10 protein-coding genes are annotated in these 15,900 nt (G+C 71.3%); 7 read left to right on the top strand and 3 right to left on the bottom strand.

The window, feature by feature from the left end; genetic code table 11:
• Positions 1–18 precede the first annotated feature (18 nt).
• Both F7R91_RS06685 and F7R91_RS06680 read left to right on the top strand, forming a co-directional pair.
• Positions 19–1,014: an endonuclease/exonuclease/phosphatase family protein gene (locus tag F7R91_RS06685; RefSeq protein ID WP_150945459.1), complete on the top strand. Its 996-nt coding sequence runs from the start codon at positions 19–21 to the stop codon at positions 1,012–1,014.
• A gap of 39 nt (positions 1,015–1,053) precedes the next feature.
• Complete coding sequence (locus F7R91_RS06680; protein WP_150945457.1) at positions 1,054–3,012, top strand: FUSC family protein; 1,959 nt, start codon at positions 1,054–1,056, stop codon at positions 3,010–3,012.
• Between the two features lie 140 nt (positions 3,013–3,152).
• On the opposite strand, the gene F7R91_RS06675 is transcribed toward F7R91_RS06680, so the two are convergent.
• Complete coding sequence (locus tag F7R91_RS06675) at positions 3,153–5,243, bottom strand: PhoX family protein (RefSeq protein WP_150945614.1); 2,091 nt, start codon at positions 5,241–5,243, stop codon at positions 3,153–3,155.
• Positions 5,244–5,474: 231 nt separating this feature from the next.
• On the opposite strand from F7R91_RS06675, the gene F7R91_RS06670 reads away from it, so the two are divergent.
• The 4 genes from F7R91_RS06670 (at position 5,475) to F7R91_RS06655 (ending at position 10,657) form a co-directional block, all read left to right on the top strand.
• Entirely contained in the window at positions 5,475–7,070 is a 1,596-nt protein-coding gene (locus F7R91_RS06670) for a VWA domain-containing protein (protein ID WP_150945454.1), read from the top strand.
• Positions 7,071–7,255: 185 nt separating this feature from the next.
• Complete coding sequence (gene metG / locus F7R91_RS06665) at positions 7,256–8,974, top strand: methionine--tRNA ligase (RefSeq protein WP_150945452.1); 1,719 nt, start codon at positions 7,256–7,258, stop codon at positions 8,972–8,974.
• Between the two features lie 121 nt (positions 8,975–9,095).
• Positions 9,096–9,503 carry a YciI family protein gene (locus F7R91_RS06660; RefSeq protein ID WP_150945450.1) on the top strand — a complete coding sequence of 136 codons (408 nt, stop codon included), beginning with the start codon at positions 9,096–9,098 and terminating at the stop codon, positions 9,501–9,503.
• Positions 9,504–9,511: 8 nt separating this feature from the next.
• Positions 9,512–10,657, top strand: a complete 1,146-nt coding sequence (locus F7R91_RS06655; RefSeq protein ID WP_150945612.1) for an RNA polymerase sigma factor — start codon at positions 9,512–9,514, stop codon at positions 10,655–10,657.
• A 74-nt stretch (positions 10,658–10,731) separates the two neighbouring features.
• Here F7R91_RS06655 and aspS read toward each other — a convergent pair whose 3' ends face one another.
• Positions 10,732–12,495, bottom strand: a complete 1,764-nt coding sequence (aspS, locus tag F7R91_RS06650) for an aspartate--tRNA ligase (protein ID WP_150945448.1) — start codon at positions 12,493–12,495, stop codon at positions 10,732–10,734.
• A gap of 175 nt (positions 12,496–12,670) precedes the next feature.
• On the opposite strand from aspS, the gene F7R91_RS06645 reads away from it, so the two are divergent.
• Positions 12,671–14,806 (top strand): SpoIIE family protein phosphatase, encoded by a 2,136-nt coding sequence (locus F7R91_RS06645; protein ID WP_150945446.1) that lies wholly within the window; start codon positions 12,671–12,673, stop codon positions 14,804–14,806.
• Here F7R91_RS06645 and F7R91_RS06640 read toward each other — a convergent pair.
• The gene (locus F7R91_RS06640) at positions 14,776–15,822 is read right to left on the bottom strand and encodes an AI-2E family transporter (RefSeq protein ID WP_150945444.1); all 1,047 of its coding nucleotides are present in this window, start codon (positions 15,820–15,822) and stop codon (positions 14,776–14,778) included. The two genes, F7R91_RS06645 and F7R91_RS06640, sit on opposite strands and share 31 nt — an antisense overlap.
• Between the last annotated feature and the right edge of the window lie 78 nt (positions 15,823–15,900).

Genomic DNA, 15,900 nt, shown 5'->3' with positions numbered 1-15,900 from the left:
TGAGCGGAGGGCCAGGACGTGGACACTGCGACCGCCCGGTGGACGGCTCGCCAGGACGAGCCGGGACGACGGGCCGGACGCCGGCTCGCGGCCTGGTGCGCGGGGCTGCTGTTCGCCGGGGTGAGCGTGGTCGTCGGATGCCGGGTCGCCGACATCGACGGGGTCACCCCCGTCCCCCAGTTGCTCGCCTTTCTGCCGTGGCTGCTCGTGCCCGCCGGGTTCGGGCTGCTGTTCTCGCTGCTCGCCCGCTGGTGGACCGGTCTGGTGTGGGGCGTCGTCCTGCTCGCACTGCTGGCGTGGTTCATCGAGCCGTACGGCAAGAGCGGCGAGCCCGCGGGGCCCGCCGTCGCCGAGATGCGGGTGCTGACGTCCAACGTCAAGTTCGGGCAGGGCACCTCCGCGCTCGTCGACGCCGTCCGCCGGGAGAAACCGGACGTCGTCTTCGTGGAGGAGTGCGACTACGAGTGCGACGCGCAGCTGAAGCAGGCCCTCACCAAGGACTACCCCCACCGGCGGGCCGTCGAGGGCGGCGGCTCCGAGGGCTCCGTCATCCTCAGCCGCTTCCCGCTCAAGGGCACCGCCGGCGTGCCCGGCACCATGGGCATGCCCGGCGCCGTCGCCGACGTGGACGGGCACACCGTACGGCTGCAACTCGCGCACCCCATGCCGCCGTTGCCCCGCCAGATCGGCCTGTGGCGCAGCGAACTCGGCGCACTGCGCGACTTCGCCGCCGACAGCTCGGACACCCCCACCGTCCTGGCCGGGGACTTCAACGCCTCCCAGGACCACGCGGCCTTCCGCCACATCCTCGACACCGGCCTGCGCGACGCCGCCCGCCTCACCGGCTCCGACCGCACGCCCAGCTGGCCTTCCCGGACCGCTCCGCTCGGCGTCCAGATCGACCACGTCCTCGTCTCCCCGGAGTTCTCCGCACGCGACGCCCGCTTCCTCGGCATCTCCGGCTCCGACCACCGCGCGCTGGTCGTGGATCTCACCCTGCACGGGCGCGGATGACCTGGGATCCCCCCGGACCGCGGTGCTCATAATGACCCCATGTCGCGAGAGTTCCCCATCGGCCTCACCCCTCCCGACTGGCTGGTGCGGAACCTCCGACCACAGCATGCCCCCGTCAACCGGGCCGCCCTCGTCCGTGCCGCCGTGGCGATGGCCCTCCCGCTGGCGGCCGGGCTCGCGGCCGGCGAACCCGCCTACGGCGCCCTCGCCGCCATGGGCGCCCTCTCCGGCGTCATCGGCGACACCGCCGACGCCTACCGCATGCGGCTGCTCAACATCGCGGTCCCCCAGCTCTTCGGCGCCGTCGGGATCACCCTCGGCACCCTCGTCCACGGCCACGGCTGGCTCGCGGTCGCCACCGTCACCGGCGTCGCGCTGGTCTCCGGGATGATCTCGACGATCGGCGCGGTCGCCTCCGTGTCGGGACTGCTGCTGTTGCTGAACTCGGTGGTCGGCGCGGGCCTGGCCATGCCCGGCGAGTGGTGGGCGGCGCCCCTGCTGATGACCGGCGGCGGGCTGCTCGTCCTGGCCCTCGCGCTGCTCGCCTGGCCGCTGCGGTCGGGAGTGCCGGAGCGGGCGGCGGTCGCGGACACCTACCGGACGGTGGCCGGCCTGCTCGCCGCCTGCGGCAGCCCGCGGGTCGGGGAGTACGAGGACGTCCGCCATGCCGTCACCCAGTCCCTCAACCAGTCGTACGACCTCGTCCTCGGGCACCGCGCCCGCCAGCACGGGCGCAGCCCCGAACCGACCCGGCTGCTCGCCCAGTTGAACGCGATCACCCCGGTCATGGAGGCCGCCCCCGCCGCCCACCTCTCCGGCGGCCGCCTCCCGCCCGAGGTCCCGGAGGCGGCACGGCACCTCGCCCGTGCGGTCGAGACCGGCCGCACGGGTCCCCTGGGCCTGCGGCTCCCCCTCCCGACCACGGAGACCGCCCGCGCCGTCGACCACGCCCTGCGCCACGCCGCCGATGTCGTCACCGCCCCGGACGTGGACCCGCGCGGCATCGACGACCGCCTCGGCCGCCCTGCCGCCCTCGGCGTCCGCGCCGCCCGGGCCGCCCGGAACGTCGCCCTCTCCGCCGCCTCCTGGCGCTACGGGCTGCGCCTGGCCCTGTGCATCGGCCTTGCCCAGGTACTCGTGTCGATCATCCCGGTGCCGCGCTCGTACTGGGTGGCGCTGACCGTCACCTTCGTCATGAAGCCCGACTTCGGCTCCGTCTTCTCCCGGGCGCTGCTGCGCGCCCTCGGCACGGTCGCCGGCCTCGTCGTCGCGGCGGCGGTCCTCGCGGAGGTGCCGCGCGGCTGGTGGGACGTCCCGGTGATGCTGCTGCTCGCGCCGCTGATCCCGCTGCTCACACCCCGCGGATACGGCTACCAGACCGCGGCCATCACCCCGGTGATCCTTCTGCTGTCGGACGTACTGAACCGCCAGGGCACCGCCCTGCTGCTGCCCCGTCTGGTGGACTCCCTGATGGGCTGCACGATCGCCCTCGTGGCGGGCTATCTGCTCTGGCCGGAGAGCTGGCACACCCGGGTCGGCGACCGCCTCGCCGACGCCGTCGCCGACACCGCGCGCTATGTGGAAGCCGCCTTCGGCGCGCCGGGAGCGGAGCCGGGCGCACCGGCCGCCCGGGCGCGGATGCGGCGCCGCCTCTACCGCGACCTGTCCGTCATCCGCACGGAGTTCCAGCGCGCCCTCACGGAGCCCCCGCCCACGGGTCGCCGGGCCGCGGCCTGGTGGCCGCTGGTCGTCGCCGTGGAACGCATCGTCGACGCGACGACGGCGGCGAGGGTCCGCGTCAAACACGGCGCCCCGCCGCCGTCCCCGGCCGAGGTGGGCCAGATCACCCTGCAACTACGCGAACTGGCGGAAGGCGTACGCGAGGCAGAAACCCTGCAATCGGTCCGCACAGACCTCACGGGCCCGTCGGGCAGCGTCCTGGAACCGGTGAGACAGGAGGTGGCGACGGCGAGAGCAATAGCGTCCCCGCACACGTAGGGGGAGGCGGTCGCAGCGGCAGCCCGCTGTCGGCTCGGCTGCGGGCAGTCGTGCCGCTGGGGCGATGGGGGAGGGTGGGCGCAGCGGCACCCCGGCAGCGCCGGGCGCACGACCCACCCGTCCCCACCAGCACCGGCCGGCTACATGCCGATGTCGCACCCGTCCTTGCGCCACACGGCCACCACCGCAGGCCGCACGATCTTCCCGGGCCCGTCGGGCCAGACACTCGCCGGCTTCTCCACGGACGCCCCGTCGATCTCACCCGGGTGCTGCACAGCCACCAGCACACGCCGATCCTGAATGATCGGCCCACAGGTCTCCGCCCCCGTCGGCACCGTCAGGAACTGCTTCAGCTCACCCCGCCGCTCCCCACGCGTCGCGACACCGAACAGCCCGTCGTGCGACCCGAGCTGATTGCCGTCCGTGGAGATCCACAGGTTTCCGTACGGGTCGAACGCCACGTTGTCCGGGCAGGAGATCGGGCTGACGTCGTCCTTCGGGAAGCCGGCGAAGTACGTCGCCGGGTCGTCCGGGTCACCGGCGACCAGGAAGAGCGACCAGGCGAACCGCGTGCTCTCCGGCCGGTTCCAGCGCTCGGTCAGCTCCAGGATGTGCCCGTGCTTGTTGCTGTTGCGCGGGTTGGCCTCGTCGGCGGCGGCGGAGCCCGTCTTGCCGCGGTTGGAGTTGTTGGTGAGGACGACGTACACCCGACCGCTGACCGGGGAGGGCTGGATGTCCTCGGGCCGGTCCATCTTCGTGGCGCCCACCTTGTCCCCGGCGAGCCGCGTGAAGACGAACACCTCGTCCGCGGTCATGCCCTCGACATGCGACACGGCACCGTCGGCGGTCGCGGTCGCCAGCGGGATCCACTGACCGCTGCCATCGAACTCGCCGTCCGACGGAAGCGTGCCGCTGCCGTCGATCTCGATGGCGGGGGAGTCGCCGGTGAGCTTGGCGACGTACAGGGTCCCTTCGTCGAGCAGCGACAGGTTGTGCTCACGCACGGCGCGGGACGAGCCCTTCTTGACCCGCTTGCTGCTGACGAACTTGTAGAAGTAGTCGAACCGCTCGTCGTCGCCGGAGTACACGACCGGACGGCCGTCCGCCGTCAGCCGCACGGTCGCCGCCTCGTGCTTGAACCGGCCGAGGGCGGTGTGCTTGCGCGGCGTGGAGGTCGGGTCGTACGGGTCGAACTCCACCACGTACCCGAACCGGTGCACCTCGTTCGGCTCCTGGGCGATGTCGAACCGCTTGTCGAAGCGCTCCCACTTGCGCTCGGTGGCGGTGGTCCCGATGCCGTACCGCTTGTCGGTGGCGCGGCTCGCGTTGGCGAAGTACTGGTTGAAGTTCTCCTCGCCGTGCAGGGTCGTGCCCCACGGCGTGGTCCCGCCGGAGCAGTTGTTGAGGGTGCCGAGCACCTTCGTACCGGTCGGGTCCACGGACGTCTTCAGCAGGTCGGACCCGGCGGCGGGCCCGGTGAGCCGGAACTCGGTGGTGGCGGTGACGCGCCGGTTGAGTGGGTGCCGGGAGACGGGGGTCAGCTTGCCGGTCCTGCGGTCCTCCTCGACCACGACGGCGGCCAGCCCGTGGGCGGCCCAGGCGACCTCGACCTGCTGCCGGGTCGGGTTGGCGGGGTCGTACCCGCGGAACATGAGGATCTCGTCGGTGTACTCGTGGTTGGCGACGAGCAGCTGTCGGTGCCGCTCACCGGGCAGCGGCAGCAGCGCGAGGAAGTCGTTGTTGTAGCCGAACTGCCCGGCCTGGGCGGCGGCGGTCTGGTTCTCCGGGTCGAACGCGGGAGCGCCGCGCAGGATGGGCTCGCCCCAGCGGATGACGACGTTCTGCCCGTAGCCGTCGGGAGCGACGACGGCGTCGGTGGTGTTCGGGGCGACGGGGGTGAAGCGCAGACCACGCGCCCCCTTCGTCCCGAACGCCGGCTTCGCGGCGGTCTCTCCGGTCGCGGCCTGTGAGGCCTGTGCGGCCTGCGCCGGACGGGCGCCCACGACCGTGGCCGAACCGGCCGCGGCGGCCACGGTCACGATGGCGGCGGCCCGCATCATCGAGCGGCGCCCGATCGCGCCGGCGATGACGTCGCCGGCGTACTCGTTGTCGCTGGTGTTGGGCACCTCGTGGAAGCAGGCGTCCCCACAGCGGAAGCGGCAGGTCATGGCGGATCGGCCGCCCGGATGCGAACTGGACGACGTTACTGTCAGCGGCAGCAGCTTGCGCACTTTGCTCTCCCCTTGCGTGCCCACGGTGTGAGCGTGACGGTAGGGGCATGTCTGTGCGGGAGCGCTGCCGCGCGGTGAACCGAAGGTGAACTGCCGGGGTCCTCAGGGGTGTTGACAGCGGGCCCTCACTTCCCCTTGCCCCTGCCGAAGATCACCAATCGGGGCGGCTAACCTTACGTGTCCGTCCTGGCCAGGGATTGACGGGCTTCAACTCATCGAAGGGTTGCGCACATGGGCATTCTCACTCTCCTGCGGAACGCGTTCGGCAGGTCACGCAAGGCGCGTGCCGCCGAGGCAGAGGGTGCGGAACGGACTCCTTCGCAGGAGCCCCGGCCGACGGTCCCCTCCCCCCGCGTCCCCGAGCCCCACTCGTCCGCACAGGACGACGAACACGATCTGGTCTCGGCGGCCTTCGACAACGTAACGATCCCGGACCGGCCGGCTACGGCAGAGGAGCCGACGGCCGCGGGGGAGTCGGCGGTCGCGGAGGAGCCGACGGCTACCGCCGAGGAGCCGGTGGCCACGGCGGATGAGCCGACGGTCACGGAGGAGCCGGTTGCGGTGGCCGAGGAGCCCGTGACCACGGCTGAGGAGCCGACCCCGGAGACTCCGACGGAGGCCGTTCCGGAGCCGGAGGCAGTGACGGAGGCCGCGCCGGAGGCGGAGGTGGTTACAGAGCCCGCACCGGAGCCGGAGGCGGTTACGGAGGCCGCTCCGGAGGTGGAGACGCTCGCCGAACCGGAGCCCGAGCCGACGCCCGAGGCCGCGCCCGAGCCGGAGCCGACAGCTGAAGCCTCCAGCGAGCCCGTCATCGAACCGGAGCCGGCGGCCGAGGCCGAGCCGGCCATCGAACCCGAGCCGGAGGCGGCCGCCGAGCCGCAGCCTGAGCCGGTGACCGAGGAGCCGACCCCGGAGCCGGTCACGGAGCCCGAGCCGGTGGCCGCCGCCGAGGACACACAGGCCGCACCGGAGCCGGAGACGACCGACGAGTCCGAGGAGCCCGAGGAGCCCGAGGAGCCCGACGAGCCCGAGGAGCCCGACGAGCCCGAGGCCGCCGAGGCGGACGAGCCGATCGCCGCCGACGGCGAGGACGCCCCACAGGGGCCACCCGCAGCCGACAACGAAACCCGCACGGGTGGTGCGGGTGGGAACAACAGGGCCGAAGGCGGAGCCGAGGCCGTCGACGTCACCCCCCTCCCACAGGGCCTCACCACCGCCTACAACGCCGCCGCAACCGCCCTCGCGAACGCCGACCTCACCCACACCCGAGCCGACGTCTACCTCGTCCTCGACCGCTCCGCGTCCATGCGCCCGTACTACAAGGACGGCTCCGCCCAGGCCCTCGGCGAGCAGACCCTCGCTCTCGCCGCCCACCTGGCCCCCGAGTCCAAGGTCCACGTCGTCTTCTTCTCGACGGAACTCGACGGCACCGGCGAGCTGACCCTCACCGACCACGAGAACAAGATCGACGACCTGCACGCCTCCCTCGGCCGCATGGGCCGTACCAGCTACCACGCCGCCGTACAGGAAGTGATCACGCACCGCGAGAAGTCGGGCGACCCCACGTCCCCCGCCCTGGTGGTCTTCCAGACGGACGGCGCCCCGGACGCCAAGACCCCCGCCACCCAGTCCCTCACCGACGCCGCGCAGAGCCACCCCTCCGTGTTCTTCTCCTTCGTCGCGTTCGGCGCGCACGACAACAAGGCGTTCGACTACCTCCGCAAACTGAAGACCGACAACACGTCCTTCTTCCACGCGGGCCCGACCCCGCGTGAGCTCACGGACGCGGAGCTCTACGAGGGCGTACTGGCGAACTGGCGCCCGTAGGTGCCGTAAGCGCCACAGGTGCCGTACGCACGTCAAGTGCCGTAAGCGCCCATAACCCCTCGTAACCCTCCCGCACTCCCCGCTGCCGCCCGCTTCTCACCCCGTAAAACGGGAAGCGGGCGGCATACACATGTCGGCTACGATTTCAAGGTTCGTACAACAACCCGACCTGGGAGCAGCCCCCGATGGCTCGACACCTCATCACCAGCGCCCTTCCGTACATCAACGGGATCAAGCACCTGGGCAACATGGTGGGGTCCATGCTCCCGGCGGACGTGTACTCCCGCTACCTGCGCCAGCGCGGCCACGACGTGCTGTACATCTGCGCGACGGACGAGCACGGCACCCCGGCCGAGCTGGCGGCGAAGGAGCAGGGCCTGCCGGTCGACGAGTTCTGCGCGCAGGCGCACGACGCGCAGAAGGCGGTCTACGACGGCTTCGCCCTCGCCTTCGACTACTTCGGCCGCAGCTCCAGCCCGCAGAACGTCGAGATCACCCAGCACTTCGCCCGCCGCCTGAACGAGAACGGCTTCATCGAGGAGCGCGCGATCCGCCAGGTCTACAGCCCGGCCGACGGCCGTTTCCTCCCGGACCGCTATGTCGAGGGCACCTGCCCCCACTGCGGCTACGACAAGGCCCGCGGCGACCAGTGCGAGAACTGCACCCGGGTGCTCGACCCCACCGACCTGATCAACCCGCGCTCCGCGATCTCCGGCTCCACCGACCTGGAGGTCCGCGAGACCAAGCATCTCTTCCTGCTCCAGTCGAAGCTCCAGAACGAGGTCGAGGAGTGGGTCGCCCGCCACGAGGCGGTCTGGCCGCAGCTGGCGTCGTCGATCGCCCGCAAGTGGCTGACCGAGGGTCTGCACGACCGTGCCATCACCCGTGACCTGGACTGGGGCGTCCCGGTCCCGGCGGACACCTGGCCGGAGCTGGCGGCGGAGGGCAAGGTCTTCTACGTCTGGTTCGACGCCCCGATCGAGTACCTCGGTTCGACGAAGGAGTGGTCCGACAAGGACCCGGAGAACCGCGACTGGAAATCGTGGTGGTACGAGGTGGACGACACCGTCCGCTACACGCAGTTCATGGCGAAGGACAACGTCCCCTTCCACACGGTGATGTTCCCGGCCACCGAGCTGGGCGTGCGCGAGCCGTGGAAGAAGGTCGACTTCGTCAAGGCGTTCAACTGGCTGACGTACTACGGCGGTAAGTTCTCGACCTCCCAGAAGCGCGGCGTCTTCACCGACCAGGCCCTGGAGATCCTCCCCGCGGACTACTGGCGCTACTTCCTGATCGCCAACGCGCCCGAGTCGGACGACTCGTCCTTCACCTGGGAGCACTTCACGGCCACGGTGAACAAGGATCTCGCCGACACCCTGGGCAACTTCGTCAACCGCGTCCTGTCCTTCTCCCGCAAGCGTTTCGGCGACGACGTCCCGGCGGGCGGCGCTCCGGGCGAGGCGGAGGCGAGGCTGGGCGAGGAGATCGCGCGGCTGCTCGCCGAGTACGAGGAGCACATGGAGGCGCTCCAGTTCCGCAAGGCGGCCGCGGCGCTGCGCGCGCTGTGGTCGGCGGGCAACTCCTACCTGGAGGAGAAGGCTCCCTGGCTGGAGATCAAGACGGACAAGGACGCCGCGGCCCTCACGCTCCGTACGGCGATGAACCTGATCCACCTGTACGCGGTGGTCTCCGAGCCGTTCATTCCGGCCACGGCGGCGGCGATGCGCCAGGCGTTCTCCCTCGCGGACGACACGGCGACGTGGGTGACGTCCGCGGAGGCGAAGTCCCTGACCGCGGTCCCGGCCGGCACCCCGTTCACGGTCCCGCCGGTTCTGTTCGCCAAGCTCACGGACGAGGACCTGACGGCGTACAAGGAGCGCTTCGGCGGCGAGTCCGCCGAGTAGACGCGGCGGAGGGGCCCGGGAAACGACACGTTTCCCGGGCGATGTCGAGAACCCGCGTCCGGCTCCGTCCCCGGGGTGAACGCGACCACAATGGGTCGCACCAGCACCGAGGAGAACCACGATGGCCAAGTACCTGCTGCTGAAGCACTACCGCGGCGCTCCGGCTTCGGTCAACGACGTGCCGATGGACCAGTGGAGCCCGGAGGAGATCTCGGCTCATGTGCAGTACATGAACGACTTCGCGGCCCGGCTGGAGAAGACCGGCGAGTTCGTCGACGGTCAGGCGCTCGCCCCCGAGGGAGCGTGGGTCCGCTACGACGGTGAGGGACGCCCGCCGGTCACCGACGGACCGTTCGCGGAGACCAAGGACCTGATCGCCGGCTGGATGATCATCGACGTCGACAGCTACGAACGCGCCGTCGAGCTGGCCGGGGAGCTGTCGGCCGCCCCTGGAGCGGGCGGCAAGGCGATCCACGAGTGGCTGGAGGTGCGCCCGTTCCTGGCCGCGCCGCCCACCATCACGGAGTGACATCACCGATGGACGAGCTCCTGCTCAGGAGCCTCACGCCGAGCGTGCTCACCGTCCTCGTCCGCCGCGGAGCCGACTTCGCGGCGGCCGAGGACGCCGTGCAGGACGCTCTGGTCGAGGCGCTCCGGGTCTGGGCGGCCGACCCGCCGCGCGATGCCAAGGGCTGGCTGGTCACCGTGGCCTGGCGCAAGTTCCTCGACGCGACGCGGGCCGATGCCGCCCGCCGCCGGCGTGAGGACCGCGTAGAGGACGAGCCGGCGCCAGGGCCGGCGCCCGCGGTGGACGACACGCTCCAGCTCTACTTCCTGTGCGCCCACCCGTCGCTGACCCCGGCATCGGCGGTCGCGCTCACGCTGCGCGCCGTCGGCGGGCTGACCACCCGCCAGATCGCCGAGGCCTACCTGGTGCCCGAGGCGACCATGGCGCAGCGCATCAGCCGGGCCAAGCGCACCGTCTCCGGCGTGCGGTTCGACCGGCCCGGCGACGTCGCCACCGTGCTGCGCGTTCTCTACCTCGTCTTCAACGAGGGCTACTCCGGCGATGTCGACCTCGCCGCCGAGGCCATCCGGCTCACCCGGCAGCTCGCGGCCCGCATCGACCACCCCGAGGTGGCCGGGCTGCTCGCCCTCATGCTGCTCCACCATGCCCGGCGCGCCGCCCGGACCGCGCCCGACGGCAGCCTCGTGCCGCTCGCCGAGCAGGATCGCGGCCGATGGGACACGCACCTGATCGCCGAGGGCGTCGGCGTCCTCCAGGCGGCCCTCGCCCGCGACCGGCTGGGCGAGTTCCAGGCCCAGGCCGCCATCGCGGCGCTCCACGCCGACGCCCCCACCGCCGGCGAGACCGACTGGGTCCAGATCGTCGAGTGGTACGACGAGCTCACGCGCCTGACCGACAGCCCCGTCGCCCGGCTCAACCGCGCGGTCGCCGTCGGGGAGGCCGACGGACCGCGCGCCGGCCTGGCGGCACTCGCCGAGCTGGACACCTCGCTGCCCCGCCACGCCGCGGTGGCGGCATACCTCCACGAACGCGACGGCGACCTGGAGACCGCGGCACGGCTGTACGCCGAGGCGGCCCTCAAGGCACCCAACCTCGCCGAGCGCGACCACCTGACCCGCCGGGCCGCCCGGCTCAACACCGACCGAAGTCGCTGACGGGTCGCGCCGGGACCTGAAATCGACGGGCGATTTCAAGTCCCTCTGCGGAAAAGCCTCTTGAGAGGCTTGCCCTACTTCGGCTGCGGCTTGCGCACCGACAGGTGCAGCTCCTTGAGCCGCGCCTCCTCCAGCTCCGTCGGCGCCCCCATCATCAGGTCCTGGGCGTTGCCGTTGAGCGGGAAGGCGATGGTCTCGCGGATGTTGGGCTCGTCGGCCAGCAGCATGACGATGCGATCGACGCCGGGGGCGATCCCACCGTGCGGCGGGGCGCCGAAGCGGAAGGCACGCAGCATGCCCGCGAACTTCTCCTCGACGGTCTCCCGGTCGTAGCCCGCGATCTCGAACGCCTTGAGCATGATCTCCGGCTCGTGGTTCCGGATCGCACCGGAGGACAGCTCGACACCGTTGCAGACGATGTCGTACTGCCAGCCCAGGATGTCCAGCGGGTCCTGGGTCTCCAGGGCCTTCAGACCGCCCTGCGGCATGGAGAACGGGTTGTGCGAGAAGTCGATCGCGCCGGTGTCCTCGTCCTTCTCGTACATCGGGAAGTCGACGATCCAGCAGAACCGGAAGACGCCCTCCTCGAAGTGCCCGGCGCGCTGGGCGGCCTCGACCCGCACCGCGCCCATGATCTTCGACACCTCGTCGAACTCGCCGGCGCCGAAGAACACGGCGTGACCGGCCGCCAGCGACAGCCGCTTGGTCAGCTCGGCGACGTTCTCCTCGGTCAGGAACTTCGCGATCGGGCCGGTCAGCGAGCCGTCCTCGGTGACCCGGACCCAGGCGAGGCCCTTCGCGCCCAGCGTCACGGCGTAGTCGCCGAGCTGGTCGAAGAACTTGCGGGGCTGCGCCGAGACGTCCGGCACCGGCAGCGCACGGACGTGCTTGCCCGCGAAGGCCTTGAACTCCGAGCCCTCGAAGATGTCGGTGATGTCCACCAGCTCCAGCTGGGCCCGCAGGTCCGGCTTGTCGGAGCCGTACTTCAGCATCGCCTCACGGAAGGGGATACGGGGGAAGGGGGACGTCACATGACGGCCGTTGCCGAACTCCTCGAAGAGCTCCGTCATCAGCTTCTCGACCGGCTGGAAGACGTCCTCCTGCTCGACGAAGGACATCTCGATGTCGAGCTGGTAGAACTCGCCCGGCGAACGGTCGGCGCGGGCGTCCTCGTCACGGAAGCAGGGCGCGATCTGGAAGTAGCGGTCGAAGCCCGAGATCATCAGCAGCTGCTTGAACTGCTGCGGGGCCTGCGGGAGCGCGTAGAACTTGCCCGGGTTCAGCCGGGAGGGCACGACGAAGTCGCGGGCGCCCTCGGGGGAGGTGGCGCTGAGGATCGGTGTGGCCATCTCGTTGAAGCCCAGCGCCGTCATCTTGTGCCGGATCGCGGAGATGACCGCTGTACGCAGCAGGATGTTGCGGTGCATGCGCTCACGGCGCAGGTCCAGGAAGCGGTACTCCAGACGCCGCTCCTCGTTGACCCCGTCCTCGGTGTTGATCGTGAAGGGGAGCGGGGCGGCGGCGCCGAGCAGCTCGACCTCGCCGACCTCGACCTCGATCTCGCCGGTGGGCAGGTCCGGGTTCACGTTCTCGGCGCCGCGGGAGACGACCCCGCCGTCGACCCGGACCGTCGACTCCTTGGAGAGCTTGTCGAGGGCCTCGTAGGCAGCGGTGCCGGGACGGGCGACGAGCTGCGTGATGCCGTAGTGGTCGCGCAGATCGATGAAGAGGATGCCGCCCAGGTCGCGCCGATTGTGCAGCCAGCCACTCAGCCGGACGTCGGTGCCGACGTCAGAGGCGCGGAGCTCGCCGCAGGTGTGGGACCTGTACCGATGCATCGTCGTTCATCCAGCCTTCGCAGATCGGGGTTGTTTCACGTGAAACTCTCCCAAGGGTACCGGCCGCCCAAAGATCGCCTCCCCACCAGTTGAGGGGGCCGGCTCAAGATCGCCTCACCCCGGCGTCTCGCGCAATCGGTGGCAGTCCTCGATCACCTCTTCATAAAGTGGGTCAATGCGCACTGGTGAGCCCATGCCCACCGTGGGGGATGTCCTCACCGCCCTCGCGACCGGCGTCTGGTACTGGGACACGGCTGTCGGGACGGTCACCCTGGACGAGGAGGCGGCACGGCTGCTCGGGCTGCCCGCCGAGCAGACCAGACTCACGGAGGCGCAGACCCGCGCCCGGCTCCACCCCGTCGACTGGAACGAGATCACCGGGGTCGTCCAGCTCGCCATCGCCGAAGGCACGCTCGCCGAGGTGCGGGTCCGGATCATGGACGAGCGGGGCCGGGTGATCCGTACCGTACGCAGCCGCTCCAAGCCGTCCTACGACCCCGAGGACCGCAGGTTCCGGGTCGTCGGCACCCTCCAGGAGGTCACCGAGCCCGTGCCGGGCACGCCCGCCGGGCGCACCGCGGTCACCGGCGACTGGCGCCGCTCCCGGGAGGCGTTCCTGCTGGACGCGGGCCGGGCGCTGGCCGAGGCACGGTCCACGGAGGAGGTGCTGCGGGTCGCGGCCGGACTGTCGATGCCGGGCTTCTCACCCGACGGGCTCGCGGTCTTCGGGGTCGAGGGCGACCGGCTGACGATCATCGGCCACCACGGGCACCAGGCGGGCGACGAGAGCCCCTTCTTACACATGTCCGTGCAGACGGACTACCCGGCCGCCGAAGTGGTCCGAGGCGGCCGGGCCGTCTATCTCTCCTCCCCCGAGCACTACAAACAGCGCTACCCGGCCACCTGGCCGCTCGCCGAGCGCTTCGGCCGCCAGTCCTGGGCGTTCCTGCCGCTGACCGTGGCCGGCCGCACGATGGGCGCGTGGATGGCGGGCTTCTCCTACCCCGTCGCTTTCACACCCGACGAACGCTCGGTCCTGACGACCGTGGCACGCATGCTCGCCCAGGCCCTGTCCCGGGCCGGTACCGCCGAGTCCGAGCGGGAGCTCACCGACGGCCTCCAGCGCTCCATGCTCCCCACGCTCGGCCCTCAGATACCGGGCATGAGTGTCGCCGCACGCTATGTGCCCACTGGCGGCGGCCTCCAGGTCGGCGGCGACTGGTACGACATGATCCCGCTGCCCGGCAGCCGTTTCGCCCTGGTCATCGGTGACGTCCAGGGCCATGACGTACGGGCGGCCGGGCTGATGGGCCAGCTGCGGATCGCGCTCAGGGCCTACGCCTCCGAGGGCCACCGCCCCGACGCGGTCCTCTCCCGCGCCTCCCGCTTTCTGCACGGTATGACCTACGGGGACACCGACGAAGGGGCCACCACCGACCTCCGCTTCGCGACCTGCCTCTATATCGAGGTCGACCCCACGACCGGGACGCTGGACGTCGCCCGCGCCGGCCACCCGGACCCGGCGATCCGTATGGCGGACGGCACGGTGCTGACACGGCCCACGGCCGGCGGGCTGCCGCTGGGCATCGACCCCGACGCCGACTACCCGACCACCCGGATCGCCCTCGAACCCGGCGAGACGATGCTGATCTGCACGGACGGCCTGATCGAGACCGGCGGCCACGACCTGGACACCGGCTGGAAGCGCATCCGTACGATACTCGAGGAGCACGACGGCGATCTGGAAGCCCTCGCCGACGCCCTGGTGCAGGGCGTGCACGGGCCCTCCTCGCACCACACCACCGGCCCGCTCGTCGACCGGCGCGAGGACGACATAGCGGTCCTGCTGCTGTGCCGGCAGGCCGAGGGCCCTGGGCACGGCGACACGCTCCCGGCCCGGCCCGCGGTCCGGCGCACCATGCTGACGGTCGCGCAGGCCGAGCCCGAGCGGGTGGCGGTGGCCCGGCACCAGCTGCGGGAGCTGCTGCACGACTGGTCCTCCCAGGAGCAGGTGGACTCTGCGGTTCTGCTGCTGTCCGAGTCGCTCACCAACGTCCTCGTCCACACCGACGCGGACGCACTGTTACTCGCCGAGGTCAGCGGCGACCCCGGCGACCGCCGGATGCGCATCGAGGTCACCGACACCAGCGACGACCTCCCCCACCGGCGCCGCCCGGGCGAACTGGCGTCCTCGGGGCGGGGCCTGCTGCTGATGGAGATCCTCGCGGACGGGTGGGGAGTGGACCCACGGGGCCAGGGCAAGAGCCTCTGGTTCGAGCTCTACGAGTCGGAGGGCAAGGACGGCGCGTAACGCTCGCGCAGCTCGTGGGCGACCCCGAAGGCCGCCGCGGTCAGCGGTACCGCCAGCAGCATTCCGACGATTCCGGCCACGGACGCGCCCGCGGTGATAGTGAGCATGACCACCGCGGGATGCATCTGCACGGTCCGGCTCTGGATCGCCGGCTGAAGCACATGCCCCTCCAGCATCTGCACGGCGAGCACCACCCCGAGCGCCCACAGCGCGATGACGAACCCACGGTCGGCGAGCGCGACCAGGACGGCCACGGCGCCGGAGATGAAGGCACCCAGATAGGGAATGTAGGCGCCGACGAAGACGAGCGCGCCCAGCCCTGCCGCCCCCGGGACGCGGAGGATGAGCAGCCCGACGGTGATGCAGGTCGCGTCGATGAACGCGATGAGCGTGGTCCCGCGCATGAACCCCTCGACGGCCCGGAAGGCCCGCCGGGCCATCGCCTCCAGGGCGTCCGCGGTGCCGCGCGGCGCGACGGACCGCAGGGTGGTGACCGCCCGGTGCGAGTCACGCAGAAAGAAGAAGACGAGCAGCAGGGCGAGGACGGCCATGGCGATGGACTCGCCGACGACACTGACCCCGCTGATCACATTGGAGGCGGCGGTCCCCCCGAACCTGGTCAGCAGCTCCCTCGAGTTGGACGCGAGATCCTCCAGCGAGGTCCCGGCCGCCCCGAAGTGCTCGGCGACTCCCCCCGCCGCGTCCCGGAGCGAGGCGACGATCTCGTCCCCCGTGTCGATCAGCGCGGCCACGACGATGTAGACGGCCCCGCCGACCACGGCCACGACGGCGACACAGGTGAGCCCGGCGGCGACGGACCGATTGACCCGGGCATTGACGAGCCGCCGGTAGAAGGGCCGCAACAAGGCGGTCCCCAGCAGAGCGAGCAACACCGGCGTCACGGCGGTCCTGAACTCCACACAGAGCCGGATCCCGATGTAGACGACCCCGGAGACGAGCAACGCGACCGCACACCATGCGGCCAGCCGCCGGACGGGTTCGGGAAGCAGCTGCACGCCTTCAGCCGACCATGCGTCAGTCGGGGCGGCGCCCTGGGCGGAGCGAAAGGGGGATCGGGAGACAGGCCCGGAGCC

Source organism: Streptomyces luteolifulvus (assembly GCF_008806595.1).
Classification (GTDB): domain Bacteria; phylum Actinomycetota; class Actinomycetes; order Streptomycetales; family Streptomycetaceae; genus Streptomyces; species Streptomyces luteolifulvus.
This window is presented reverse-complemented; position numbering and strand designations above follow the sequence as displayed.